The sequence below is a fragment of the Streptomyces sp. NPDC058291 genome (genome assembly GCF_042880855.1).
Lineage (GTDB): Bacteria > Actinomycetota > Actinomycetes > Streptomycetales > Streptomycetaceae > Streptomyces.
The window spans coordinates 48,091-74,096 of record NZ_JBHVYK010000037.1 but is presented as its reverse complement, the minus strand read 5'-3'; the positions used below and the strand labels follow the sequence as shown (position 1 = coordinate 74,096).

Sequence of the window (26,006 nt, the reverse complement as noted above, 5' to 3'; positions counted from 1 at the left end):
GTCCTCGCCGACCGGGGCCGCAGACGTTTAGCCGGCGCCGGCCTGACGCGCGGCTGGATGATGGGGGTCGCCGGCCTCGCGGCGGCCGCGTTGTCCGCCTTCGTCGAGTCCCGCCGCCACGAGCTCGTCCCCCGTGAAACTCCCCGGAGAACTCCCGCCCCTCTGGAACAGCTGCACCCGATGTCCGGTTCTCGCCGGTCCGCCGTAAATGCCTGGACTGAGGGCCTTCTTCGACGGGACACTTCCCCCTTCCGACTCTCCGGGAGTGTGATGGGGACAACAGATAGGCAAGGGCCGACGCCGGGCCGCAGCGCGGTCGTCCTGGCACTGCGCCTCTACTGCCGAGAACTGCTGCGACTGCGCCGGCTGGCCCTGCCCGCCTTGCTGCTACCGGCCGTGGGCAACATCGGCATCCGCTACGTCGCCCCGCTGCTGATCGCCAAGCTGGCGGGGCAGGCCGCCGACGCCAGCGGTCTCAGCCTGGGCTCGGCACTGCCGTACGTGCTGGGCTTCGGCGTGACGCTGCTGCTCGCCGAAGCCGTATGGCGGGTCGGACAGCATTGTCTGAACCGCGTGGACGCCCTCGGCATGGAACACTTGTACGTGAGCGGTATGGACGAACTCCTGGCCAAGGACGCGGCGTTCTTCCACGACAACTTCGCCGGATCGCTGACCAAACGGGTGCTGAGCTTCGGCAAGCGCTTCGAGGACTTCGTCGACACCGTGACGTACCGGATCGTGGGCAGTCTCGTGCCCCTGTTGTTCGGCGCCGTAGTGCTGTGGAGCTACGAGCCGATGCTCGTCGTCGGCCTTCTGGCGATGATCGGGCTGACCGTCACGGCTGCGACGCCTCTGATCCGTCGCCGGCAGAGACTCGTCAACGACCGTGAGGCGGCGATCGCCCGGGTCTCCGGGCACGTCGCCGACAGTCTCATGAACATGGAGACCATCCGCGCGTTCGCGGCCGAGCGGCGGGAGGCCGACGAACACCGCAGCCGTGTCGCGGACTCCCGGCTCCTGACACTGAGGTCCTGGGACTACGGCAATCTGCGCGTCGACACCCTGATCGCCCCTCTGTCCGTCCTGACCAACGTGCTGGGCCTGTTGCTCGCCGTCGCCCTCGGCGGCCCCGGCCAGGGAGTGGAGGAGGTCGTCGTCGCCTTCACCTACTACTCCAACGCGACCCAGATCATGTTCGAGTTCAACCAGATCTACCGGCGACTGGAAAGCTCGATGACCGAGGCCGCACAGTTCACCGAGCTGTTGTTGGATCCGCCCACCGTGCTCGACCCGCCGGAACCCGAACCCCTCGCACCGAGGGACACCGGTATCCGCTTCGAGGCGGTGACCTTCGCCCACGCGGGCGCGAAGCCGATCTTCCAGAAGCTCGACCTCAACGTGCCCGCCGGGGCGCGCATCGGTCTGGTCGGCAGGTCGGGCGGCGGCAAGACCACACTCACCCGACTCCTGCTGCGGATGTCGGACATCGACGACGGACGCATCCTGATCGGTGGTCAGGACATCAGTCGGCTGCGCCAGACCGACCTGCGCTCACTGATCGCCTATGTCCCGCAGGAACCCGCCATGTTCCACCGCAGTCTGCGGGACAACATCGCCTTCGCCCGTCCCGGCGCCACCGACGAGGAGATCCGCGTCGCGGCCGCCGCCGCGCACGTCACGGAGTTCGCCGATCAACTCCCCGAGGGTTTCGCCACCCTGGTGGGGGAGCGGGGAGTGAAGCTCTCGGGCGGCCAGCGCCAGCGCGTCGCCCTGGCCAGGGCCATCCTGCGCGACGCGCCGATCCTGCTGCTCGACGAGGCGACCAGCGCGCTGGACTCGGAGAGCGAAATCCTCGTCCAGGACGCCCTGTGGCGGCTGATGGAGGGACGCACGGCCCTCGTGGTCGCCCACCGCCTGAGCACGGTCGCCGGCATGGACCGTCTCGTCGTCCTCGACCGCGGCAGCGTCGTCGAACAGGGCGCCCACGAGGAGTTGCTCGCGGCGAACGGCGCCTACGCCAAGCTGTGGCAGCACCAGTCGGGAGGGTTCCTCGGCGAGAGCGCCGAGCCACCCCCGGCAGCTCCGGTCCCGGCAGCCGGGACCAGCGGACTACCCGGCCCGCCCGGCCCGTCACCCGCCGGGGACCACCGCACGTCGTCGCCCGCCGGCACGAGCACGGGATCCACGTGACCGACCGGCCGTGAACCTCCGCTCGCGCGGCCCGTGGTCGGTCTGGGGCACGGGCCGCTCAGAGGGTTGCGTGCAAGTGGCTGACCGTCACGAAGTGGTAGCCGCGGGCGCTGAGGGTGCGCAGGATCTCGGGGACGGCGGCGACCGAGGTGGCGTGGAGGTCGTGGATCAGGACGACGTCGTCGGGTTCGGCCTGGGAGATGACGGTCTGGGCGACCTCGGCCGGGTCGTGGGTCTTCCAGTCGAGTGTGTCCCTGTCCCACAGGACGGGGGAGAGGCTGGTGGCCGCCCGGACGTGGCCGTCGATCGCGCCGTACGGCGGGCGGAAGAGCGTCGGTTCCTTGCCCGTGGCGGCCTTGATCGCCGCGCTGGTGCGCTCCAACTGGGAGCGGATCTGGGCGGGGGTGAGGCTGGTGAGTACCGGGTGGTTCCAGGAGTGGTTGGCGACCTCGTGGCCGGACTTCATCTCGGCGCGCACGATGTCCGGGTGGGCGGCGACGTTCTGGCCGACCACGAAGAAGGTGGCCCGCGCCTTGTACTGGGCGAGGTACTTGAGCAGCGTTCCCGTCTCGGGGGCGGCGGGCCCGTCGTCGGCGGTCAGGGCGATGCACTTGATTCCGGAGCAGTCCGCGCTGTCCTCGCCCGGGTCCGGCTGCGCGGAGACGGACGGGGCGGGTGTCTGTACGGCACCGAGGTCGAGCTTGTCGTCCGGGTCGGTGGTCTGCTTCTGTGCGCGGCTGCCGAAGCCGGACAGCCACGGGGTGACCGTCGCTCCGGGGAGGGTGACGGAGATGCGGCCGGCCGGAGGGGGGGAGGCCGACCGTGCCCCGGTCGAAGTCCACCTTCAGATCGCCGTCGGCGGTGAAGGCCATGTCGTCCAGGTAGGCGTCGCGGCCTTCCCGGTCGCCGAGCGCCGCCTCGACGGTGTCGGGTGCCCCCCTCCCGCTTCTCCAGGCACTTCTTCAGGGCCGCGACGAAGGCGTCCCGGGAGCTGTCGGCGATGAGGCCGGGGGACGGCCGGTATTTCTTGGCGGCACCGTCGTACCAGTACGCCCTGGTGTCCAGGCCGTCCGCGTTCGACGTACGGTCCACCGTCGCCAGCCGGACGCCCAGCACGTCGCCGGAGGCCACAAGGAACGAGAAGCTGACGTTCAGCTCGGGCCCCCCCGGCCCGTCCGCGCCACCACAGCTCGGCGGGCCGCCGGTGTCCTCGCCGAGGAAGCCCGCGAGACGTCCCTCCATGTGCTTCTTCATCGCGGCCGTCATCGCGTCGGCGCCGGGCACGTCCGGGTAACTCGTGGCCCAGGGGCAGGAGGGATCGGTGCTGCTGTCGCTGACGATGTTCACGCCCTTGAGCGGCACTCGCTGCCGTGACCCCGGCGCACGGGTGCCGGGGCCACGGCAGGAGAGCTGGGTCAGGCACCCGCACGACTCGGGGCCTGGGCAGAGTCCGGTGGGTCGCCGATCCGTGGTTCGCGGGGTTCCGCGGTCTTTCAGGTCAGGACGGAACGATCTGCCATTGCTGCCGCGTTTGTGACGTGTACGGCTGCTGCTCGATGGTGGCTCCGTCGGCGGTGCTGCCCTCGTCCACGCCGAGGCAGAGCCCGCTGTAGCGGTTGATGAGGAAGTAGTACCCGTCAGCGGTGGGCGTGACGGCCCAGTGCTGCTGGGGCACGTCGGAGTCGGCGTAGATGGCCACAGGGCCGCCGTCGTCGCGGGAGAGTCCGGCCACTTCCATGAGCTTGGCGCTGCTGACGCCCTTGATCTCGTAGTAGCCGTCGCCGGTGGAGGCGAAGGTCCACTTCTGGTTGTTCCGGTTCAGCCAGGGCCACTGGAGGATGTCGGTGCCGTTGGCGGTTCCGTTCCCGCTGACGTCGGCGACCTTGCCGCTGTTGCGGTTGACCAGCCGGTACACGGTGCCGTCGCCTGGCAGGACCCTGGAGACGAGGGCGGGTTTGGCCGTTCGGCCCCCGATCCGGATGCCGCCGACGTTGGCGTAGCCGCCAGTGGCCGCGTTCGCCTGGATCCGCACGAAGCCCACGTTCCGGGCGGGCCACTCGACCACCTTGGTCTTGGGATTCCCGGCCCAAGTGCCGGTGGCGACCTGGGTGAAGTTCGTGCCGTCGGTGCTGGTGTGGATGCTGTACGAGGTGATGTCGCCGTCGGTGGAGCCGTTGCGGTTCCACTGTTTGGGCAGGTACTCCAGGGTGGAGACACTGCTCCACACACCACCCAGGTCGATCGTGAGGGCGTTGGGCAGGGGCGAGGAGAGTCCCCAGGTCGACCAGCAGGTCTCGTAGCGGACGTCGCTCAGTCCGTCGATGGCGTTGAGCGGTCCCTCGCCGGTGCGGAAGGCGGTCGCGTACGCGTTGACCGGGGTCACGGGGTGCTCGGCGCGCAGCGGCTGGGTGGGCAGCGGTGGCCTGGAGGTGTTCGGGCTCCAGGCGGCACCGACTTCGGCGAGCCGGTTGACGATGTTGGTGTCCAGCAGGCCGTTGCGGTTGGGCGGGCAGTTGAGGATGAACGAGGTGTACTTCGGCTCCAGGTCGGCCAGGTGCGACAGGATCGCGGCCTTGCTCATGAGGCTCTCGGTCGGGGTGGAGGGGTGCCAGAACCAGCCGTTGCTGATGGTCTGCCCCTGCATTCCGGCGTAGGTGTTGCCCGCCGGCGCCGTGACCCCGAGCGGCTCCTCGAAGAAGATCGCGTCGCTGAGGAAGGGCTCCGACAGCCCACCGATGTCGATCATGACGCAGTCCGGCTGCAGTTGCTTCACCAGCGAGCGGATCCTCTGGTAGGAGACGGCCTGCTGTCCCATCTGCCATGCGTAACCGTCAGTCATGAACATGTCGATGGTGCCGTAGTCGGTGAGCAACTCGGTGATCTGACCGAGGATGAAGGTCATGTCGGCGGGCTGGACGGCATCGGTGATCTCGAGCCCGGTCACGTTGTGCCGGCTCTCCCACGCCTCCACGCCGAAGGTGCGGTCCCAGATCGAGTAGTAGAACCCGACCTTCAGCCCCTTCGCCCGGAACGCATCGCAGTATGCCCGAACCACGTCGTGTTTGTAGGAGCTGTTCGCGACGTTCTGGGTGCCGTGGGCGCTCGGCCACAGGGCGAAGCCGTCATGGTGCTTGGTGGTCAGGATGCCGTAACTCATCTTCGCGGCGGCCGCCGCGTCGGCCCACTGCGCGCAGTTGACGCTCGGGGGAGCGAAAAGGGTGGGGCTCTGATGGGGTTGGGCCCACTCCTGGTTCGTGAACGTGCCCATGCTGAAGTGGTTGAACATGCCGAACCGCATGTCGACCATCCTGCTCAGGTTGGTCTGTGTCTCCGCGGCGGCCGCCTGCGACAGAAAGCCGGAGACGCCGGGGACGATCGGCAGGGCGGTCGCGGCGCTCGCCACACCCGCGGCGCCGAGAAACGTACGGCGAGTCATTCTTCGTGAGGACATGGCCCACTCCTGTGGATAGCTGGCATTGGGTGCATCCCGCTGGTCGGTGACGACGGCCCAGGTGGCATTCGACGGCCTGGGCACCGGGGCATGGACGGATGACGAAGTGGCTGTGCAACGGTGGTGGTCCGCTGAAACCTGCAGGCCAGGCGGATGCGAAGCGGAAAGCGACCGCCCGACGGTTGGCGACCGGCTGTCGTGGGGTGGCTCAATCGGCTTGGCGTCGAGTGGTGAACGCGCAGGTCGGTGCTGCCGGGTGCCCCTGGGTCCGTCGTGCCGACGCCGCCTTCAAGAGGGGCGCGTCGCGGGACGCGGTACCGCTCCAGGGCGGGCCGGAAGCTGCATGGCCAGGTTTGGTCGGCGGTGTCGGAGGAACCGGGATGCGTCGGTCACGGTCACGGTCACGGAGCGGCCTGCGCGCGCGATCCGGTGACGCGTGGGGAGAGCACTCAGGAAGGCGGCCGGCACGAGCAGCGCGGCGCGCCGCGCATCAGCGACCCACCACGGAGAGGGCGCAGACGGGGGGCGAAGCCCGCCCTCGGCGGACCGTTGTGCCGGCGAGCGCCCCTTCTGCGGCTGATCGGCTCTGACAATGCGATCTCCTGACTTCCCCGGGACAGCACACCGTGCTGCGGCTCGGCAACTGGGCTGAATGGAGTGACCAGTCACTCTCGGACGGCGAGCTGCAAAGAACCCACCTGAACGGTGTGGCTCGCCGGAGTGACATCGGATCTATTAACGGGCTTCAGCGCGGAGTCTGTCTAGGGGATCGACGGAAATTCGCGATCACGGCTGATGGAGGACTCGAACCGCAGGATCAAGCCACGGGGTGCAGGATGTGGGAGAGCTCGACACATCGGGTGAATAGGAGGCTTGGGGTGCTTACCGAGGCACCTCTGGATGGTCGGGCGCGGGCGGCACCGGAACCGCCGCTACGCGCCGCCCGTCCGTGACGACGCGGTGGCCGCCCGTACGGGCGCAGCGGCAGACCCCTGGCACCGTGATGACGCGTCCCCGCTGAGGAGACGGCCGAGGCCGCCATGCTTCGGCGCGCGCCAGCATGACGGAAAGTCAGGGATTTCCTGCGCTGCGGACTGTGCGCGGGTCAAGGAGACCGACGGTGTACGAGCTGTCGGAGCTCCTGGTCGACGTCCTCGGCGTCGGGGCGTACTTCCCGCACCGGGTCACCTCTGATGGACGCCAGAGCCTTCCCCGCGCCGCCCCTGCACGAGCGAACAGTTCCAGGTGTGCGCAGGTGGGGCGACGGTAGGCATCGATCTGCCAGTGCGGTCGGCCCCTCAACTCGGCACCGCCGAGCGGGCCTCGCTGAAGGGAGCCCGCGATCCACCGCGCGAACCCGCGAGCTCCTTGTCCGGAGTCCTCGACGAAGCCCGGCTCTAGCCCCACCGCACCGCACGGGGGTGCACCGTAAGTCGTTCATCGTGGGAGTGTAGGGAGCAGTTGCGGGCGTTGGTCATGGGGACCAGTTCCCGTCGTCCTCATCCCGCGTGGCGCGCAACAAACGGGCCGCGGCCTTTCGTGCACGGTCCCGTAAGCCTCCGCCAAGGTTGCTGCTGGTGATGGCGGGCCGGCGGCCCGGCGGGCGGGACGCGGGTGCGCAGGCCGGCGCGGAGAAAATGAGGGGAGCGGGGCGGCGGTTACCAGTTCTGCCGGGTCGGGGAGATGACCAGGTCGTTGATGGTGACGTTGGCGGGCTGGTCGAGGGCGTAGACGATGGCGTCGGCGACGCTTTGAGGGCTGATGGCGACCTGGTTGAGTTCCTGGGCGGCCTGCTTGCCCGTGGGGTCGTTGACCTTGTCGGCCCAGCCGGTGTCGATGACGCCGGGGCTGATGGAGCTGGCCTTGATGCCTTCGCGGACGCCGAGTTCCTTGCGCATGCTCTCGGTGATGGCCTGGACGAAGAACTTGGTGGCGCTGTAGACGCCGGCGCCGTCGCCGATCTGGTGGCCGGCCACGGAGGCCATGTTGAGGATGTGGCCGGAGTTGCGTTCGAGCATGACCGGCAGGACGGCGTGGATGGCGTTGAGGTAGCCGCGGATGTTCACGTCGAGCATCCGGTTCCAGTCGTCCAGCGCGCGGTCCTTCCAGAAGGAGAACAGCATCAGGCCCGCGTTGTTGAACAGGACGTCGATGGTTCCGTAGGTGGCGACTGCGAAGTCGGCGAGCGCCTGGACCTGTTCGCGGTCGGTGACGTCGGTGGCCTTGGCTACCGCGGTGCCGCCCGTCTGGCGGATGTCGGCCGCCAGACGGTCGAGGCCGTCCTGATCGCGGGCGGCGAGGACGACGTTTGCGCCGCGGGCGGCGAGCGCCTTCCCGGTCGCGGCACCGATGCCGGAGGAGGCGCCGGTGATGACAACGGTCTTGCCCTGGAGGTTACTCACGGGATGCTCCCTTTGGGGTGGGTGTCGACGCGCGCCGTGTTCTGGGCCCTGCGGGCCGGGTGGCGAGCGGCGGGCAGGCGGTGCGCCGGGGTCAGATCTTCTTGTTCTTGTTCTTGGCGCGGCGGACGACGGCGTAGCCGTACTGCTCCGGCCAGCGCGCCTCGTCACCGAGTTCGGTGGCGGCGTGGTGGGCCCAGTAGGGCTTGCGCAGCAGTTGGCGGCCCAGCATCACCGCGTCCGCCTCGCCTGAGGCAACGACCTCTTCGGCCTGCTCGGGTTCGATGATGAGACCCACCGCGGCGGTGGGGATGCCCGACTCGTCGCGGGCCTGGGCGGCGAAGGGCACCTGGTAGTTGAGCCCGGCGGGGATCTTCGCGTCGGGGACCATGCCACCGGTGGACACATCCAGCAGGTCCACCCCGTGTGCCTGGAGTTCCTCGGCGAGGCGGACGGTGTCCTCCCCGGTCCAGCCCTCCCGGGGGTCCTCGGGGTTCTCGGTCAGCCAGTCGGTGGCCGAGGTGCGGAAGAAGACCGGCAGCTCCTCGGGCCACACCTCGCGGACGGCGTCGACGACCTGCAGGGGGAAGCGCAGGCGGTTCTCGAAGCTGCCGCCATAGGCGTCGGTGCGGTGATTGGAGACCGGGGACAGGAAGGAGTTGATCAGATAGCCGTGGGCTCCGTGCACCTCGACCACTTGGAAGCCTGCGGCAAGGGCACGCCGGGCCGAGTCGGCGAAGTCGCGCACCAGCTGCTGGATCTCCTCCTCGGTGAGCTCGTGCGGGACGGACAGGCCCGGGTACGGCTCCGCGCTGGGGGACACGGGCTGCCAGCCGCCCTCGGACTCGGTCAGGGACCGGTCACTGAGCCAGGGCTTGCCGACGGACGCCTTGCGGCCGGCGTGCGCGAGCTGGATGGCCGGGACTGCGCCGTGGGAGCGGATCGCCGCGGTGATGCGGGCGAACGCTTCCTGCTGGCGGTCGTTCCACAGCCCCAGGTCCCAGGGGCTGATACGGCCGTCCGGGCGTACGCCGGTGGCCTCGGCCATCACCAGGCCGGCGCCGCCGGCGGCGCGGCTGGCCAGGTGGGTGAGGTGGAAGTCCGTCGGCGCGCCGGTCTCCGGCCCGTCGGGGGCAGCGGAGTACATGCACATCGGGGACATCCAGACCCGGTTGGGTATCTCCAGCGATCGCAGCTTCAGGGGGGTGAACAGGGCACTCATGAGTGCTGTCCTCTCTGCTTGGTGCTTGGTGCTTGGTGCTTGGTGCTTGGTGCTTGGTGTTTGGTCGTCCGGGCGGGGCCGCCGCCGTCGACGGCGGCCCCGCCCAGGAGACCGGCGTGGCGTCAGTGGGAGGCGAGCCGCGACGGCGTCCGCGACCGGGGTGCCGCCCCCGATGACCTCGAAGGTCCGGCCGTCGAGACGGGGTTCGTCGAGCAGCGCGAGCAGGACCGCGGCGACGTCTGCACGAGGGATGGGGCCGGTGCCGGTCCTCCGGCGAGGTCCCCCGGCCGGTGCCCGGCTCGTTGCTGAGGAGTCCGGGGCGGATGATCGTGGTCCGCAGCGCGGTCCGGGCACGGATCGCATCCTCAGCGGCGGCCTTGGCCGCCCGCATGTAGATGCCGAACTCCTCATCGAAGGTCGACGGGTCGGCTCATAGGTGATCGCCCATGGCGGAGACGAGCAGGTAGCGTCCGACACCGGCAGCCTCGGCGGCGTCCGCGAGGAGGACCGCCGCGTCGCGGTCGACGCTCTCCATGCGGGCCGCTCCGCTCCCCGGTCCGGCTCCCGCCGCGAACACCACGGCGTCCGCACCCCTCAGGTGCTTCACCACGTCCTTGGCCGTGGTCTGGACCAGGACCAGGACCCGGACCCGGATCAGGGCCAGGGCCTCGGCGCTGGGCCTCCGCGAGGTCGACGGCTTGGGTGGGGTCGCGGATGAAACCTGCCACGCAGTGGCCACGCTCCGACAGGAGCTTTTCCAGGATCAGGGCGATCCTTCCGTGCCCGCCGGCGATGACGACTCGCATCTGTCTTCCGTCTCGCCGTGCCTGTGGTCAGGCGGGCAGGCGGGTGTCGATGACGAAGCTGATCTCGATGAGCTGGCCGGGGAAGAACAGCGAGGCGACGCCGACCGTGCTGCTGGTCGGGCGGTGGTCGCCGAAGTAGGCCAGGTTGGCGGCCGCCATCGCGTTGTTGTACCGGGGCAGATCCACGATGTACTGGGTCTCCGAGACGACCTGGTTCCGGGTGACGCCGAAGTGGGCCAGAACCTTCTCGAAGTTGGCGTAGGACTGCTTCAGCTGGGCGTCGAAGTCGTCCGGGTGGAGGAAGTTGCCCTTCTCGTCGTGCGACAGCTGCCCGGAGACGTGGATCGTCTCGCCGACCCTGATCGCCTGGGCAAAGCCGAACTCCTCCTCGCCGGAGACGTTATGGCTGTAGGAATCGATCGTGGTCATGGTGTTTCACCTCTTGCCGTGGGGATCAATGGGGGCGCCGGGGCTCAGGAGGCGCGCCGGGGGGTCGCAGAGGCCGCCAGCTGGGCGACGGCGTCGGTGACGGAGGCGTCACCCGAGGTGAGTTCGACGATGACGCGGCTCAGGGCCGGTTCGTGCAGGGCGGCGTCGATGAACGCGGCCACGTCGTCACGGGGCACGTCGCCGTACTCGACGGCCCATCCGGCGGCGACCCGTCCGGTGCCCGGCTCGTCCAGCAGCGTGCCGGGCCGGACGATCAGCCAGTCGAGCCCGGTGCTGGTGAGATACACGTCGGCGGTCTTCTTGACCTTCATGTAGTGCTCGAAGCCCTCGGCGGGCGCTTGGTCGCGCAGGGCGTCGGGGAACACCGAGACCAGCACGAACCGTCGGACGCCGGCACGCACCGCGGCGTCGGCGGCCTTCTCCAGGCCGCGGCCGTCGATCAGCGTCGTCTTGTCCATGCCGGTGCCGTGGGCGCCGGCCGAGAACACCACCGCGTCATGCCCGGCGAACTTGGCCGCGAGTTCCTCCGCGGAGTCCTCGATCAGGTCACCGGTGACCGGGGTGGCGCCGGAGGCCCGGACGGTGTCGGCCTGCTCCGGGGAGCGGTGCATACCGCTCACCTCATCTCCCCGGGCGGTGAGCAGTTCCGCGAGCCGGCGGCCGACACCTCCGGCGGCGCCGATCTGGAATACCTTCATGATCTTCTCCTCATCTCTTGCAACGTGCGGAGGTCGTACGAGGGGCAGAACGCCGGTGTCAGACGGCGAAGACCTGGGAGTCGTCGGCGAACGCCTTGAACTCCAGGGCGTTGCCGGCCGGGTCGAGGAGGAACATGGTCCACTGCTCGCCCTTCTGGCCCGCGAAGCGCACATAGGGCTCGATGACGAATTCCGTGCCAGCCGCGCCCAGTCGCTCGGCGAGCTCGTGGAACCTCTCGATCGTCAGGATCAGGCCGAAGTGCGGCACGGGGACGTCGTGGCCGTCGACCGGGTTGTGCATGCGCTGCGCACGCTCGGGTGCGAGGTGGGTGACGAACTGGTGGCCGTGCAGGTTCCAGTCCACCCAGGTGTCCGCGCTGCGACCCTCCTCAAGGCCCAGCACCTCCCCGTAGAAGCGGCGCGCGGCGGCCAGGTCGTCCACCGGCACGGCCAGGTGGAACCGCGGGATCGGGGAGTCGAGAACGGTCATTGCACTGCCCTTCCTGTGCCGCGGCCCGGGCATGACGGGCCACTGTCTTCATGTTGACATTGCGACAACGGATTGAATGTTAACATTAGAACATCGAGAGGGGGAAGTGATGAGTGAGCAGGGCAAAGTGCCCCCGGCGCGACGCCGGGGCTTGGCCGACGAGGTTGCGGACGGGATCCGGGAGGCCATCTTCACCGGCACCTACGCACCCGGGGCGCAGTTGCGCGAGGTGGAGCTGTCCGGCGTACTTCAGGTCAGCCGCGGGCCGGTGCGCGAGGCGCTGCGGGTACTGGAACGTGAGGGCCTGGTCCACTGTGCGTGGCACCGGGGCACCACGGTGACGACACTGTCGCCCGAGGACGTCGCCGAGCTCACCAGCCTCCGCGGTGCGCTGGAGGATCTGGCCGTGCGGCGTGTGATCGAACTGGCCTCCGACGAGGACCTCGCCTCCCTCGACAAGGTCGCCGCTTCGATGGAGCGAGCCGACGACGAGCACGAGATGGTCCGCCTCGACATCGCCTTCCATGACGCCGTCTTCGCCTCCGCCCGCCATCAGCGCCTCGTCGACGCCTGGGAAGGGATACGGTGCCAGGTCCACCTCTTCCTGCTGACCCGGATCGGCCGCAACGCCGAGGGCTACCTCGACCGCATCCCGCGAGAACACCGTGAGCTCGTCACGGCCCTGCGCGTCCGGGACACCGACAGGGCCCTCGAACTCTTCGCCGCCCATCGCCGTCACGCCGTCGACGTGGTCACCGGAAACGGCCCCAGCTGAACAACGGCCAGGCGCCCGACAGGGCGATGGGTGACGGCGTCACATGGTCGCCCCCCGGGGGACGGATCACCAGTCAGTCAAGGTGACGTACCCGAGGGCTGAACCGGGGGTTCGGTCCGTGACTGGTCCGGAAGCACTGGTCAGGAGGATTGCGGTCGTGGGAGGAACGGGGAGTCAGCACGCAGGCCGGGCTCGGTCGAGAGCGGGCTCAATGAAGGGCGCCTGACGGGTGAAAACCCAGTTCAGGCGCCCTTTCGCATGCGTCTAGAAGAAGCCCAGCTTCTTGGGCGAGTACGACACCAGCAGATTCTTCGTCTGCTGGTAGTGCTCCAGCATCATCTTGTGCGTCTCCCGTCCGATCCCGGACTGCTTGTAGCCTCCGAACGCCGCGTGGGCCGGGTAGGCGTGATAGCAGTTCGTCCACACCCGGCCCGCCTGGATCGCCCGGCCGGCGCGGTACGCGGTGTTGATGTCGCGGGTCCACACGCCGGCGCCCAATCCGTACGACGTGTCGTTGGCGATCTTGACTGCGTCGTCGAAGTCGTCGAAGGAGGCCACCGACACCACCGGGCCGAAGATTTCCTCCTGGAAGACCCGCATACGGTTGTCGCCTTCGAAGATCGTCGGCTGGACGTAGTAACCGCCCTTCAACTCGCCGTCGTACTCGGCCCGTTGGCCGCCGGTGAGAACCTTGGCGCCTTCCTGTCGGCCGATGTCGATGTACGAGAGGATCTTCGCGAGCTGTTCTCCCGACGCCTGCGCGCCGATCATCGTCTCCGTGTCGAGCGGGTGGCCCGGCTTGATGAGTTCGGTGCGGGCCACGGCCGCCTGAAGGAAGTCGCCGTAGTTGCCCCGCTGGATCAGGCCGCGCGACGGGCAGGTGCACACCTCGCCCTGGTTGAGCGCGAACATGGTGAAGCCCTCCAGGGCCTTGTCGCGCAGGTCGTCGTCCTTGTCCCAGACGTCGTCGAAGAAGATGTTCGGCGACTTGCCGCCGAGCTCCAGCGTGACCGGCTTCAGGTTCTCGGCGGCGTACTGCATGATGAGCCGGCCCGTGGACGTCTCGCCGGTGAAGGCGACCTTCGCCACCCGCGGGCTGGACGCGAGCGGCTTGCCCGCCTCCGGGCCGAAGCCGTTGACGATGTTCACCACGCCCGGCGGCAGCAGGTCGGCGACCAGGCTCATCCAGTAGTGCAGCGAGACCGGCGTCTGCTCGGCGGGCTTGATCACCACGGTGTTGCCCGCGGCAAGAGCCGGCGCGATCTTCCATGTGGCCATCAGGATCGGGAAGTTCCACGGAATGATCTGCGCGACGACGCCGAGCGGCTCGTGGAAGTGGTACGCCACCGTGTCGTCGTCGACCTCGCTGAGGGAACCCTCCTGGGCGCGGACCGCGCCGGCGAAATAGCGGAAGTGGTCGATGGCCAGCGGGATGTCCGCCGCCAGCGTCTCGCGCACGGGCTTGCCGTTCTCCCAGCTCTCCGCCACCGCCAGCGGCTCCAGGTGCGCCTCCATCCGGTCGGCGATCTTCAGCAGGACGTCGGAACGCTCGGTGGCCGAGGTGCGGCCCCAGCCCGGCGCGGCCGCGTGCGCCGCGTCCAGGGCCCGCTCCACGTCCTCCGCCGTGCCGCGCGCCACCTCCGTGAACGTCTCCCCGTTCACCGGCGACGGGTTCTCGAAGTACCGGCCGCGCGCCGGGGGCACGTACTCGCCGCCGATGTAGTGGTCGTAGCGCGCCTGGTAGGAGACGATCGCGCCTTCGCTTCCGGGCGCCGCGTAACGGGTCATCCTGCTCTGCCTCCTTCAGCAGCGCTGCCCGCCGTCGGACAGCTCTGCGCGCGACGGTAGGGAAGCGGACGTTGCGGTTACGTTGCGGCGCCGGCCGGACTCACGGCCGGGGCCGGTCGCCCTGTGCCGTGAGCTCCGAGTCCAGCGACGCGAGGCGGGCCCGGGTCGCGGCGGACGGACGGGCCGCCGCGAGCGCCCGCCACACGTCGAGGTCGTCCTCGCCCCACGGCGTGTGTGCCCAGTCCGCCAGCAGGTCGGGATCGCCGCAGGCGATCAGCGCGGCGCGCAGACCGTCGGTGAGCCGTCGTCTGAGCCGCGCCACCGCCGGCGCCCGGGAAGCGGGCAGCGGCGGCCCGGTGTACACCGTCAGCGCCGCCGTCACGGCGCCGGCCGCGAGGCGTCGTTCGACGACGTCCAGGTCCGACTCGAACGCGACGGTGAGCCGGTAGGGCCGAGACGCCAGCAGCCCCGGGCCCAGCACTCCGCGCAGCCGGGCCAGTTCGGCCCGCAGCGTCACCGGTGTCACCGACTCGTCCTCGTACAGCGCGCACAGCAGTTCCTCACCCGTCAGACCCTCGGGACGTCGGGCGAGCAGCACCAGGATCTCGCTGTGCCGACGGCTCAGCCGGATACCCCGGCCCCCGGTGACCAGTCGGGCCTCGTCCCGGCCCAGCACGCTCAGCCGCGGCGTCTCGGCGGCCGGCGGCGCCGGAGCGAGCAGTGCCAGGTGCGCCTCCGCGGCCCGGGCCACGGCCTGCACGAACCCCAGGCTGTGGGGGTGCGCCAGCCCGTCACCGCCGGTGATGTCCACCGCGCCCAGGACGCGCCCGGTCCGCGGATCGTGCACCGGGGCGGCCGCGCACGTCCACGGCTGCACCCGCCGGATGAAGTGCTCGGCCGCGAACACCTGCACCGGCCGGTCCAGGGCGACCGCCGTGCCCGGCGCGTTGGTGCCCACCGCGCTCTCCGCCCACCGCGCGCCGGGGACGAAGTTCATCCGCCCCGCCTGTCGCCGGGTCGCCGCGTGCCCTTCGACCCACAGCAGCCTGCCGCCCGCGTCGCACACCGCCAGCAGGTGCTCGCCGTCGGCGGCGAACGTGCCCATCAACTCGCGGAACAGCGGCATCACCCCCGCCAACGGATGCTCACAGCGGTAGGCGCCGAGCTCGCCGTCGTCCAACTCGACGCTCGCGACGCCGTCCGGGCCGACGCCGGCCCGCGCGGAACGTCGCCAGGAGTCGGCCACGACGGCACGCACCGGCCGCGGCACGGTGCCGGCCTCGGTGAACGTCTCGTGCGCCCGACGCAGGAGCCGTACGCGTTCGGCGGGGTCGGCCCCGGGCTCCAGGGCCACCCAGGGATCGGTCAACTGGTCCTCCCGGAAGGCGGTACGGCTGGGGCGGGGCGCGGGTACGGCTGGGGACATCGTCACGCCGGGTACGCGGGGCGACAACCGTTTGGACGACGCTCAGCCGAAACGCCGCCGTCCGATCACGCTACGGTGCCGGCCGCCCTGCCCCAGGAGCCCGCCGAGATCCGTGGACGAGCCCGCGCATGTGGACAACTCGCTCACCCGAACGAACAGTTCCGGTCGTTCGGCTCGGCCTAGCATCCCGTCGGCTGCGAACACCGCCCTGCCGCGCACCTCCCTGCTGCAGACACCGCCCTGCCGCAGACATGGATCTGCCCCGAACGCCGATCCGCCGCGGACGCCGCTCGTCTGCGCAGACCGCCGGCCCAGAGCGCCGACGCGGTGCCGCTGGCAGAGCCGTAAAGGAAGGGCGCGGCGCGCGCGTCTCCACGGCGGCGGCGCGGGGCAAGTCGTGACCGTACCCGGCTGCACATCCCGCCAACCCGCACCCCACCGCCGCCGCCGCGGACGCCGCTGTCGCGACCGTCCCTCGGCCCGGCCCGTCGTCGCGCGGGCTCACACGCGCCCGGCCACCGCCGCCGGATCGTCCAGCACGGCCCGCACCACCGAGTGCGCGGCCCCGAGGAGGGGGCCCTCGGGGCCCAGCCGGGAGACGGAGACGGGGCAGGCGGGGCCCGCCGTGCGTCGGGAGAGTTCGGCCTCCAGCGACGGCAGAAGCCACGGCGCGAGGCCGGCCAGGGCGCCGCCGAGCACGACTCCCTCCGGATCCAGCAGATTGAGCGCCCCGGTGAGGGCGATCCCTAGGGCCGTTCCCGCTTCTTGCAGCGCCCGTCGCACCCGCGGATCGCCCGCCGCGGCCCGTCCCGCGAGGAGACCGACACGGTCCTCGCCCGGCGCCAGGCCGGCCGCCCGGAGCACCGCCTCCTCACCGGCGTACTGCTCCAGGCACCCGCGTCCGCCGCAGCCGCACTCCGGCCCGTCGGGATGCACCGGCACGTGGCCCAGCTCACCCGCGAAACCACGGGTGCCGCGCAGCAGGCTGCCGTCCACGACCAGCGCGGCGCCGATGCCGATCTCGGCCGACACGTGCAGGAAGTTGCGCGGGGCGTCCGCGCCGAGCCAGAGTTCGGCCAGCCCGCCGAAGTTGGCCTCGTTGTCGACCGTCAGCGGGTATTCGCCGGGAAGCAGCGCGCCGAGGTCGACGTCCTGCCAGTCGAGGTTCGGCGCGCGGACGACCGTGCGGGCGTCGCGTGCGACGAGGCCGGGGACGGCCACGGCGAGCCCGGCCGGCCACAGCCCCTCGCGCTCGGCGTCGGCGACGACCTGACGCACCAGCCCGGTCAGTTCCCCGACCACCGGACCGGGAGAGCGGCCCCGGTTCGCGCCGTGCCGCTCCGCGCGGGCCCGCACCTCGCCGCGCAGGTCGACGGCGCAGACCGCCAGGTGGTCGACGCCCACCTCGGCGCCGATGCCCGCGGGACCGTGCCCGCTGACCGCCAGCGCCGATCCCGGTCGCCCCACCCGGCCGGGCCGCTCGGGACCCAGCTCCTCCAGCAGGCCGGTGCGTATGAGCTCGTCGACGAGCGTCGAGACCGCCGCCCGGGTCAGACCGATGCGTGAGGCGACCCCCGCGCGGGAGAGCGGCCCCTCGGCGCTGACGGCGTGCATCACCCTCGCCAGGTTGCGGCGGCGCATGCCCTGCTGGGTGTCGGGCAGCGCGCGCCCCTGGCCGGTCGGCCGGGCCTCGTGCGGCGGTGCGGTCATGCCTCCGTCGATTCGTCGAAACGTCGATACGTCGATGTTCAGCGGGCGTCCGTGCTCCGTTCGAGCAGCGGGGCCGCGTCGGAGAGTACCCCGGCGATCCTGGCCAGCGTCGCCTCGTCCCGCTCGACGGCGTCCAGGACCGGCCCGCGCGCGGTGTTCCACCGGCGGGCGACGGAGGCCGGGTCCTCGCCGGTCAGCAGGCCGGCCGCCTGCGCCGCGGCCCCGAGCGCGACGAGTTCCTTGGCCTCGGGCACCTGGACCGGCCGCCCGGACAGCCGGCGCACGGTCTGCTGCCAGGCGGCGCCCCGGGCGCCGCCGCCGATCAGCAGCAGGGGGGCCGAGCGGTCCGCGTCCTCGTCCAGGACCAGGTCGAGCGCGCCGAGCAGCGAGTGGACGGCGCCGTCGTAGGCGGCCTGGAGGAGCTGGCCGGCGGTCGTGTCGTGGCGCAGCCCGTGGAGCAGGCCGGAGGCGTTCGGCAGGTTGGGGGTGCGCTCTCCGTCCAGGTAGGGCAGGAGCGTGAGGTGCGCGGTGGGCTCCACGGCCTCGCGGTCCAGGCCGAGCAGGGCGGCGACACGGTCGACGGCGAGCGTGCAGTTCAGCGTGCAGGCCAGGGGCAGCCAGTCGCCGTGGGCGTCGGCGAAGCCGGCCACGGTGCCGGTGGGGTCCGTCGGGCGGCGCTTCGCCACCGCGTACACCGTGCCCGAGGTGCCCAGGCTCAGCACGGGGGCGCCGGGGCGCAGCCCGAGGCCCAGGGCCGCCGCCGCGTTGTCTCCGGTGCCGGGGGCGACCAGGGTCCCCTTGGCGAACGGCAGGTCGTGGCTGTCGCGGACCGTGCCCGCCACCTCCCCGGGCCGCACCACGCGAGGCAGCAGCGCCGGATCGAGTCCCACGTGGGCGAGGATCTCCTCGTCGTACGCCTCGGCGCCCGAAGCCCACCAACCGGTGCCGGACGCGTCGCCGCGGTCCGTGGTGCCCTCACCTGTCAGACGTTCGGTGAGGTAGTCGTGAGGGAGGCGCACGGCCTCGGTCGCGCGCAGGGTCTGCGGCTCGTGCTCCGCCAGCCACGCCCACTTGGTGACCGTGAAGGAGGCCGCGGGCACGGATCCGGTGCGCTCCGCCCAGAACTTCGCGCCGCCCAGCTCCTCGGTCAGCCGACGGGCCTGCGGCGCCGAGCGCACGTCGTTCCACAGCAGCGCCGGACGCACCGGCTCCCCGCGCCCGTCCAGCGTCACGAGACCGTGCTGCTGTCCGCCGATGGAGACCGCGGCCGCCTCGCGGGCCGCGTCGCCGCACTGGTGCAGCGCCTCGCGCAGGGCGTCCCACCACTGGCGCGGGTCGCTCTCGCGGCCGGCCCCGGACGACACCGTGTGCGGCGCCTGGCCGCTCGCGACGACCTCGCCGGTGGCCGCGTCGACGACCAGCGCCTTGGTGGACTGGGTGGACGTGTCCACGCCGACGACGAGCGGACCCTCGGCTGCTGACATCGGGCTCTCCCTCAACTTTTTTCGCGGCTCTGCGGGATCTGTCTTCCCAGAGATGCGTCCGCATACTAATTTGTAAACTGCCATGACGAAATAGTTCGCCACCGCCAGCACGACAGTTTTCAAGCAAGGAGCCGCGGCATGAGCTACCAGCCCACCCCCGACGACAGGTTCACCTTCGGCCTGTGGACCGTCGGCTGGCAGGGAAGGGACCCGTTCGGCGACGCCACGCGGCGCGCCCTCGACCCGGTCGAGACGGTGACGCGCCTGGCCGAGCTGGGCGCCTACGGCGTGACCTTCCATGACGACGACCTGATCCCCTTCGGGTCCTCCGACAGCGAGCGCGAGGAGCACGTCAAGCGGTTCCGCCAGGCTCTGGACACCACCGGCATGACCGTGCCGATGGCCACCACCAACCTGTTCACGCACCCCGTCTTCAAGGACGGCGCGTTCACCGCCAACGACCGTGACGTGCGCCGTTACGCGCTGCGCAAGACGATCCGCAACATCGACCTGGCGGCCGAGCTCGGCGCGAAGATCTACGTCGCCTGGGGCGGTCGTGAGGGCGCGGAGTCCGGCGCCGCCAAGGACGTGCGCGTGGCGCTCGACCGCATGAAGGAGGCCTTCGACCTCCTCGGCGAGTACGTGACCACCCAGGGCTACGACCTCAAGTTCGCCATCGAGCCCAAGCCGAACGAGCCCCGTGGCGACATCCTCCTGCCCACCGTCGGCCACGCCCTGGCCTTCATCGAGCGCCTGGAGCGCCCGGAGCTGTACGGCGTCAACCCCGAGGTCGGCCACGAGCAGATGGCCGGGCTCAACTTCCCGCACGGGATCGCCCAGGCGCTGTGGGCGGGCAAGCTGTTCCACATCGACCTCAACGGCCAGTCCGGCATCAAGTACGACCAGGACCTGCGCTTCGGCGCCGGCGACCTGCGTGCCGCGTTCTGGCTGGTCGACCTGCTGGAAAGCGCCGGCTACGCGGGCCCGAGGCACTTCGACTTCAAGCCGCCGCGCACCGAGGACCTCGACGGCGTCTGGGCGTCGGCCGAGGGCTGCATGCGCAACTACCTGATCCTCAAGGAGCGCGCGGCCGCCTTCCGCGGCGACCCGGAGGTCCAGGAGGCCCTGCGCGCCTCGCGGCTCGACGAGCTGGCCCAGGCCACCGCCGCCGACGGGCTGCAGAGTCTGCTCGCCGACCGCACCGCCTTCGAGGACTTCGACCCCGAGGCGGCCGCCGCCCGAGGCATGGCCTTCGAGCAGCTCGACCAGCTCGCCATGGACCACCTCCTCGGCGCTCGGGGCTGAACCACCCGCACGCGCGTGTGTGCGGCACCTCCGCCCGGCCCGCGAGGATCTGCGCCCGGGAACCACCCGCGCGCGTGTGGGGCAGAGCGACCGCACACGCGCGTGCCGCCGCGGGCCGGCCTAGGGGCGGCGGCCGAGCGCAATACGCCGGAATCATGTCCTCCGTGACCTGAACCGGTATCAACTCGCGCACGGGGGTCGCGCCCCGAACGGCCGCACCGCCACGCTGGGCGGCATGGCCCTACCGCCCGTACCGCCCCAGCCGCCCGGACCGCCGGGTGACGTCCCGCCGCCCGGCGGCCTCGGACCGCCCACCGCCCCTCACCCCGCCGTCGGCGCCGGAGGGCCCGGCGGCCCCCGCCGGCGCAGGAACCCGCTCTTCGTGGCGCTCGTCCTGCTCGTCGCGGCCGGGGCGGTGCTCGCCGTCGTGCTGATGGCCTCGCACCGCGGGTCGTCGGACGACGACCCGAACCCCGAGGACAGCGCCACGACGTCTGCGAAGCCCTCCGCCAGCCTTCCGGAGGTGCTGCCCAGCGACCTGCCCGGCGAGCTGCCTTCACAGCTCCCGAGCGGCCTGCCCACGCAGGCGCCGAGCACCCTGCCGACCGAGCTGCCATCCGGATTCCCGTCCGGATTGCCGAGCACGCTGCCGACCGAGCTGCCGAGCGGGCTGGAGTCGCTGCTGCGCTAGCTCGGCGGGTGGCCGTGCCGCGACGGCGGAGCCGGCCGGGGGAGCGCTACTCGCCATAACGCTCCGGGTCTACATCGAATTGCCTCTCAGAACACGATCGAGCGCTTCCCTGCCTGCGGGTCCCCATGTCGGCTTGCCGCCAGGAAGGCCCTGCTCCCCGTTCTGGCCCATAAGGATGAGGAAGAGGCCCTTCATGGCAGCCAACCCTCGGGCACGCCGGATCGTCGCCTCGTCCGCATGCGCGTACACCTCGAAGAACCGTGAGCCCGCGCCCGCGGGAAGCAGCACCCACGCGGCCGCTATGTCCCACGCCGGATCGCCGGCGAACATGGCATCGAAATCAATCACGCCCGAGAGCGTCCCGTCCGAGACGACGACATTCGCCGGATGGAGGTCACCGTGCAGCCATACCGGCGGACCCTCCCACGCGGGCGCCGCGACGGCATCGTCCCAGACGTCCCAGACGGCCCGGACGTCGGCGGAAAAGCCGCCGGGGGCAATGGCTTGCAAGAACTTCTCGAAGCCGCCCGTGCACTCCTTGGGGTGACCGCCGCGGTCCGAACTGGCCGGCGCATCGGCCGGCGCCTCCACATGGAGCGCCCTGAGGAAGCCCGCCAGAGTGTCGGCCGCGTCGTCGCCGCGACTGATCGAGGTGTGGTCCAGTGGCTCGCCGCGAACCCACGTCATAACGCTCCATGGCCTCGGAAAGCGCGCGGACGGTTCGCCGATCCGCACAGGCGTCGGAACCGGGAGCGGAAGACGCGGAGCCAGGACAGGCAGCCACCGGCATTCCTTGCGCAGGAGATCCGTGGCACCTTCCATGCGCGGCATGCGCACGGCCAACTCGTCACCAAGGCGCCACATCTGGTTGCCCCAGCCGCCCGCCACCTCGCGGATGGGCAGCCCTGCAAGGTCCGGGTGCTGCTCCTGCAGCAAGTCGTGGACCAGTTCTGCGGTGATCTCGATCTCGGAGTTGGTCATGCGCAGCCACAGTACTGGGGCAGGCGGAGCGTGCAGGTGGAGCGCGATCAGCGTGACGGTCTTGCCGAGTCCCATGTCGTCCGCCAGGCAGCAGCCCAGCCCCAGGGCGGTGGTCCGGGCCAGCCAGGTCAGGCCCCGCCGCTGGTAGCCGCAAGGTGACGTGGAGCGCGGCGGGCTGCTCCACCGGCTCGTGCGCCTCGGGCCCCGCCACTGACGCTCCCGCAGGGCCGCCAGCCACCCGGTCGGCCGCACATCGACCCTGGGGCCCGGCCCTCCACCGCCGTCGAACCCGCCAGAGCAGCGCTCAGGGCGTCCACGGGCGTCATCCTGCGGTCCTCTCGGGCACGGGCCCTCCGCAAGTCCCGCGGGTCGACGAGGACCAACTGGTCGCGCAGCCGTACCAGCGGCCGTCCGGCGGCCTCGTGACCCGCGGACACGTCGGCCGCCCAGGCGTGCAGCTCGGGCACGAGCTGCGGCTGCTGGGCCGCGTAGGCGGGGCCCCCGGTCAGGAGCTCCGCGGCAGGCGTACGCGGCAGGGTGTCCGCGACCGCGTCCAGTAGGGCGCGCAGCAGCCGCTCGGGGTGGGGAAGCCGCAGCGGCGTGCTCTCGTCCACCGGCACGGCGTGGGCCTCCGGCGGCATCGACGCGGCCAGTCTGCGCACCTGCTCGACGTCCTCCGCGCCCAGCGGTCCCATCCGCCGGGCGTCGTGGTCCTCCGGGGACAGGGGCAGCAGCAGGCCACGGGCCAGGCACCGCAGGGCCAGGAGGACGGCCGCACTCCAGAAGCCGGCGGACCGGTGGGCTTCCGGCTCGACCCGCGCGCGGGGGAGGGCGTCCCGCACCGACAGCGGCACGGCCGGCACATGCGTCAGCCCCACACCGGTGCCGTGCGGCCCCACCAGAGGCAACTGCCGCACAGAAGCCGACCGGACGACAGGAGGGGCCTGCTCGCCGTCGGGGCGTACAGCACGTCACCGTCACCCATCACCCGTGCCTCGTCACTCGTCACGCGTCACTGAGGACGTGCACCCCTCCTGGACCGCCTCGGGCGGGGACTTGCGGCGAGGGGGTTCTCAGGGCTGTCTCGGGGGTGTACCTCAGGGAGGTCTCAGGGTCGGGTTCGGAACCGCGGGAGGCGCGAACCCGTTTTCATGGCAGAGAGCGGCACTGGCCGCGGAGGAGGCGACGCACATGTCGAAGAGCGCGAAGATCGCCGCAGGGGGTGTAGCGGTCGGGCTTCTCTTGTTGATCTGGCTGCCCTGGTGGGCGGCCCTGTTGATCGTGGTGGGGGTCCCGACGGCCGCCTACCTCACGCTGGACCCGTCACAACGGCGCAGACTGCGCCGCGTCACGCGCAAGGAGATCGGCCGCTGAGGCACGGCCACGGGCACGGGCGGTTCGGGCCGGGCCACCGGTACAGCCCTCTGGGGCCATACCGGTCGGCGCGAGCTCGCAGGGCCTTCGCCGGCCCCCGCGGCCACGCCGGTCCGCCAGGCGTCCCAGAGGCCGCAGCCCTGGTGTTCGGGGCCGGGCTGTCCGGCGAGGCGGCAGAGATCGACGAGGGAGGGACTGCCGGCCTCACAGAGGTCGTACGGCCATCTTGTCGAGCGCCTCCAGAAGCCCCGGCAGTTCCGGTCCGCGGCCGACGGGGAGCACCTCGCCGGGCTTGTCGTCGAGGAGGACGAACGCGATGTCGTCGGTCCTGGCCACCAGCGACCAGCCGGGCCCGTCGGCGCGCAGCGTGCGGGCATCGCCGGGAGCGAAGGAGGAACGCACGCGGCCGAGCGGGGGCGGGCTGTCCACATAGGCGCGTACTTCGGCCAGCACGCGCCGGACGCCGTGGTGGCCCCGCGGCGCGTCCGCCGCCGCCGGACTCTCCCCGCCCGCAACGGTTCCGGTTCCCACGGCCTCTACGGAAGCCGCGCCCTCGCCGGGCCCGGCTGTCGCACCGGAGCGGCCGCCCTCGCGGTCTTCGTCCCGATCCACCTGACCGACCTGATCCGCAGGGCCCGCGACGGCGGCGATCGCGTGCGTTTCGGTGCTGCTCTCCCGGGGCGTGGTGAACTCGGTGTCGTCGATCTGCTCCCGCCACAGCGCCCACTGCAGCGCGATCTCGTCGGCGCCCAGCCGCCGCTGGGCCGGACCCCAGGTGCTCGTGTCGGGCGGGCACAGCGCCGGGCCGTCCGTCACCTCGGGTGCGGGATCGTGCGGGGCGGGCACGCCCGGAGCCGCGACGGCGACCGCCAGCGGCCAGCCGGGCAGGGCGGCGACCACCGTCCGCTCATCGGGCGACAGGTCGTACTCCATGCCGCAGTCCCACGACGCGATGGCGACGGCCACCAGCGACACGTCGTCGATGACGACGGTCCAGCGCGCGCCCTCGCCGTCCTGGCCCAGCACCAGGCCGTAGCCGTCGGCGAGCGGCGGGAGGCCGAGCGCCGCACAGGCCTCCGGATAGTCGTCGCCCAGCGCACTCGGGAACTTCGCCGGCGTCAACAGCACCGCCGTGAGCACATAGAGCGCGTCGTCCGCGGCGGCGACGGCGTCCTCATCCGTCCCGGCCATCCCAGCCTCCCCATCGGTTCGTCCAACGGCGCGCACCCTAGTGCGGTGGGAAGGCGCTTGTCACGGCCGGCCGACTCCCCGGAGCTGCAGCTTTCCGGCGGACGGGGCGAATCGACCACCTCCGACCGCCGGAGGCGTCATGTCGTCGGCAGTCCGAGGAGCGCGCGGGCCACGGCATGCGGTGACTCGTCGCGCTCCCGCGCGAGTGCGAGCACAGCGCGACAGGCCAGTTCGTTGACCCCGAAGGAGAGCGCTTCCGGCGACACCCAGCCCGCCGCCTCGTCGATCCGGTCCTGGTCGTGTGCGGTGCAGGCCGAGACGTAGGCGGCGGCCGCCTCGAAGAGATTGGGCGGGCGCCTCCTGCCGGGGTCCGGCGAGCCGCCGGAGCCTGCCGAGCCGTCCGGACGCGACGGCGTGCGCTTCGTGTCGACGACTTTTCCGTAAACCGTGCGGATCCTGTCGAACATGCCGACCGCCTTCCCCGGGTGATGACTGCGACTGGACGTTCCTCTCCTGCTCTTCAACTTAGAGTTGGCCGTTCGGCGGCAGAAGGGGGACGAAGCGGTGAAGCGCTTCGAACGGCTCGAACAGATCCTGCGGCTGGACCCGCACGAGGATGCGTGCGAGATCTACCGGCTCACGGCGACGTACGAATTCCCCTGGGATGTCACCCGCGCCCTCGAACTGGCCCTGTACCGCACCTACGCGGTGCCCTCCATCGGGCGTCTGCTGGCGCAGACCGCGGAACTCACGGACCGCGCCCAGAAGCGGTACGACGACACCTCGCTCCTGCTGGACGCCGTCGTCGAGCACGGCTTCGACAGCGAGCAGGGGCGCACGGCCGTCCGCCGCATCAACCGGATGCACCGCAGCTACGACATCAGCAACGACGACATGCGGTACGTGCTCTGCACGTTCGTCGTGACGCCCAAACGATGGATCGACGCCTATGGATGGCGCAGGCTGTCGCGTCACGAGATCGTCGCGTGCAGCGTGTACTACCGCACCCTGGGGCAGCGAATGGGCATCAAGGGCATCCCCGAGACCTACGAGGAGTTCGAGGACTGTCTCGACGCCTACGAAGAGGCCCACTTCGGCTGGGACGAGGGTGCGCGACGCGTCTCGGACGCCACGCTCGCCCTGATGGCCTCGTGGTACCCGCGGCCGCTGGCTCCCGTCCTGCGCCGGGCCACGCTCGCCCTCCTCGACGAGTCGCTGCTGGAAGCCTTCCGGTACGCCGCCCCGGGTCCGGTCACCCGCGCTGCGGTGCGCTCAGCGGTACGCGCGCGTGGGCGTGCGGTGCGGCTGCTGCCGCCCCGCCGCACACCCCACTACGCCCGACAGAACCGGGAGATCAAGGGTTACCCGAACGGCTACCGGCTGGAGGAGCTGGGCACCCGCCCCACGCTCGGGGCGGCAGGCTGTCCCGTGCGTCGACCGGGAGCATCGGCCGACCAGTGAGTCGAGCCACTCGCGCGGGCCGCCTCCCGGGACGGCCCCTGCCCGGGATGCGGGCCGCGCGGCGGGGGCGAAGCCGGGACCCACACCACCTGACACAAATACAACAATTACGCA

General features: G+C 71.2%; 20 protein-coding genes and 2 pseudogenes. 6 read left to right on the top strand and 16 right to left on the bottom strand.

Features of this window, described 5'->3' with window-relative positions; translation table 11 throughout:
* Positions 1-270: 270 nt before the first annotated feature.
* Positions 271-2,190 (top strand): ABC transporter ATP-binding protein, encoded by a 1,920-nt coding sequence (locus ACFVYK_RS20110; RefSeq protein WP_389775644.1) that lies wholly within the window; start codon positions 271-273, stop codon positions 2,188-2,190.
* 58 nt (positions 2,191-2,248) lie between these two features.
* Here the strand turns inward: ACFVYK_RS20110 and ACFVYK_RS20105 are convergent, their stop codons facing one another.
* From ACFVYK_RS20105 to ACFVYK_RS20070, 8 genes and pseudogenes are all read right to left on the bottom strand, one after another.
* Complete coding sequence (locus tag ACFVYK_RS20105; protein WP_389775656.1) at positions 2,249-2,806, bottom strand: polysaccharide deacetylase family protein; 558 nt, start codon at positions 2,804-2,806, stop codon at positions 2,249-2,251.
* An 882-nt stretch (positions 2,807-3,688) separates the two neighbouring features.
* Positions 3,689-5,641, bottom strand: coding sequence for an alpha-L-fucosidase (locus tag ACFVYK_RS20100; protein WP_389775641.1), 1,953 nt, complete (start codon positions 5,639-5,641; stop codon positions 3,689-3,691).
* 1,658 nt (positions 5,642-7,299) lie between these two features.
* On the bottom strand, positions 7,300-8,043 hold the full coding sequence (locus ACFVYK_RS20095; protein WP_389775638.1) for an SDR family oxidoreductase: 744 nt from the start codon (positions 8,041-8,043) through the stop codon (positions 7,300-7,302).
* Positions 8,044-8,134: 91 nt separating this feature from the next.
* Complete coding sequence (locus ACFVYK_RS20090) at positions 8,135-9,262, bottom strand: NADH:flavin oxidoreductase/NADH oxidase (RefSeq protein ID WP_389775653.1); 1,128 nt, start codon at positions 9,260-9,262, stop codon at positions 8,135-8,137.
* A 141-nt stretch (positions 9,263-9,403) separates the two neighbouring features.
* A pseudogene (locus ACFVYK_RS20085) lies at positions 9,404-10,068 on the bottom strand (NAD(P)H-binding protein); the annotation flags it as partial.
* A 27-nt stretch (positions 10,069-10,095) separates the two neighbouring features.
* On the bottom strand, positions 10,096-10,497 hold the full coding sequence (locus ACFVYK_RS20080) for a RidA family protein (RefSeq protein WP_389775635.1): 402 nt from the start codon (positions 10,495-10,497) through the stop codon (positions 10,096-10,098).
* A gap of 44 nt (positions 10,498-10,541) precedes the next feature.
* Entirely contained in the window at positions 10,542-11,216 is a 675-nt protein-coding gene (locus ACFVYK_RS20075; protein WP_389775633.1) for an SDR family oxidoreductase, read from the bottom strand.
* A 58-nt stretch (positions 11,217-11,274) separates the two neighbouring features.
* Complete coding sequence (locus tag ACFVYK_RS20070) at positions 11,275-11,706, bottom strand: VOC family protein (protein ID WP_389775631.1); 432 nt, start codon at positions 11,704-11,706, stop codon at positions 11,275-11,277.
* Between the two features lie 109 nt (positions 11,707-11,815).
* On the opposite strand from ACFVYK_RS20070, the gene ACFVYK_RS20065 reads away from it, so the two are divergent.
* Positions 11,816-12,481, top strand: a complete 666-nt coding sequence (locus tag ACFVYK_RS20065; protein ID WP_389775629.1) for a GntR family transcriptional regulator — start codon at positions 11,816-11,818, stop codon at positions 12,479-12,481.
* A gap of 264 nt (positions 12,482-12,745) precedes the next feature.
* Here ACFVYK_RS20065 and ACFVYK_RS20060 read toward each other — a convergent pair whose 3' ends face one another.
* The 4 genes from ACFVYK_RS20060 to xylB all read right to left on the bottom strand — a co-directional run bounded on the left by ACFVYK_RS20060 (position 12,746) and on the right by xylB (position 18,889).
* Positions 12,746-14,269 carry an aldehyde dehydrogenase family protein gene (locus tag ACFVYK_RS20060; RefSeq protein WP_389775626.1) on the bottom strand — a complete coding sequence of 508 codons (1,524 nt, stop codon included), beginning with the start codon at positions 14,267-14,269 and terminating at the stop codon, positions 12,746-12,748.
* Between the two features lie 100 nt (positions 14,270-14,369).
* Positions 14,370-15,638: a GAF domain-containing protein gene (locus tag ACFVYK_RS20055; RefSeq protein ID WP_389775650.1), complete on the bottom strand. Its 1,269-nt coding sequence runs from the start codon at positions 15,636-15,638 to the stop codon at positions 14,370-14,372.
* Positions 15,639-16,196: 558 nt separating this feature from the next.
* Positions 16,197-17,405, bottom strand: a complete 1,209-nt coding sequence (locus ACFVYK_RS20050) for an ROK family protein (RefSeq protein WP_389775623.1) — start codon at positions 17,403-17,405, stop codon at positions 16,197-16,199.
* Positions 17,406-17,443: 38 nt separating this feature from the next.
* A complete protein-coding gene (gene xylB / locus ACFVYK_RS20045; RefSeq protein ID WP_389775621.1) occupies positions 17,444-18,889 on the bottom strand; it encodes a xylulokinase in 1,446 nt (481 codons plus the stop codon).
* A gap of 138 nt (positions 18,890-19,027) precedes the next feature.
* Between xylB and xylA the strand changes: the two genes are divergently transcribed.
* Both xylA and ACFVYK_RS20035 read left to right on the top strand, forming a co-directional pair.
* Positions 19,028-20,194, top strand: a complete 1,167-nt coding sequence (gene xylA, locus ACFVYK_RS20040; RefSeq protein ID WP_389775619.1) for a xylose isomerase — start codon at positions 19,028-19,030, stop codon at positions 20,192-20,194.
* Positions 20,195-20,429: 235 nt separating this feature from the next.
* Entirely contained in the window at positions 20,430-20,885 is a 456-nt protein-coding gene (locus ACFVYK_RS20035; protein ID WP_389775617.1) for a hypothetical protein, read from the top strand.
* 69 nt (positions 20,886-20,954) lie between these two features.
* Here the strand turns inward: ACFVYK_RS20035 and ACFVYK_RS20030 are convergent, their stop codons facing one another.
* On the bottom strand, positions 20,955-21,866 hold the full coding sequence (locus tag ACFVYK_RS20030) for an aminoglycoside phosphotransferase family protein (protein WP_389775647.1): 912 nt from the start codon (positions 21,864-21,866) through the stop codon (positions 20,955-20,957).
* Positions 21,867-21,896: 30 nt separating this feature from the next.
* Positions 21,897-22,783: pseudogene (locus ACFVYK_RS20025) on the bottom strand (SNF2-related protein); the annotation flags it as partial.
* Between the two features lie 274 nt (positions 22,784-23,057).
* Here ACFVYK_RS20025 and ACFVYK_RS20020 point away from each other — a divergent pair.
* Positions 23,058-23,240, top strand: a complete 183-nt coding sequence (locus ACFVYK_RS20020; protein ID WP_389775614.1) for a hypothetical protein — start codon at positions 23,058-23,060, stop codon at positions 23,238-23,240.
* Positions 23,241-23,444: 204 nt separating this feature from the next.
* Here ACFVYK_RS20020 and ACFVYK_RS20015 read toward each other — a convergent pair whose 3' ends face one another.
* Both ACFVYK_RS20015 and ACFVYK_RS20010 read right to left on the bottom strand, forming a co-directional pair.
* Positions 23,445-24,431, bottom strand: a complete 987-nt coding sequence (locus tag ACFVYK_RS20015; RefSeq protein WP_389775612.1) for a hypothetical protein — start codon at positions 24,429-24,431, stop codon at positions 23,445-23,447.
* A 137-nt stretch (positions 24,432-24,568) separates the two neighbouring features.
* On the bottom strand, positions 24,569-24,898 hold the full coding sequence (locus tag ACFVYK_RS20010) for a hypothetical protein (RefSeq protein ID WP_389775610.1): 330 nt from the start codon (positions 24,896-24,898) through the stop codon (positions 24,569-24,571).
* 97 nt (positions 24,899-24,995) lie between these two features.
* Between ACFVYK_RS20010 and ACFVYK_RS20005 the strand changes: the two genes are divergently transcribed.
* Complete coding sequence (locus tag ACFVYK_RS20005) at positions 24,996-25,892, top strand: oxygenase MpaB family protein (protein ID WP_389775608.1); 897 nt, start codon at positions 24,996-24,998, stop codon at positions 25,890-25,892.
* Positions 25,893-26,006: the final 114 nt, after the last annotated feature.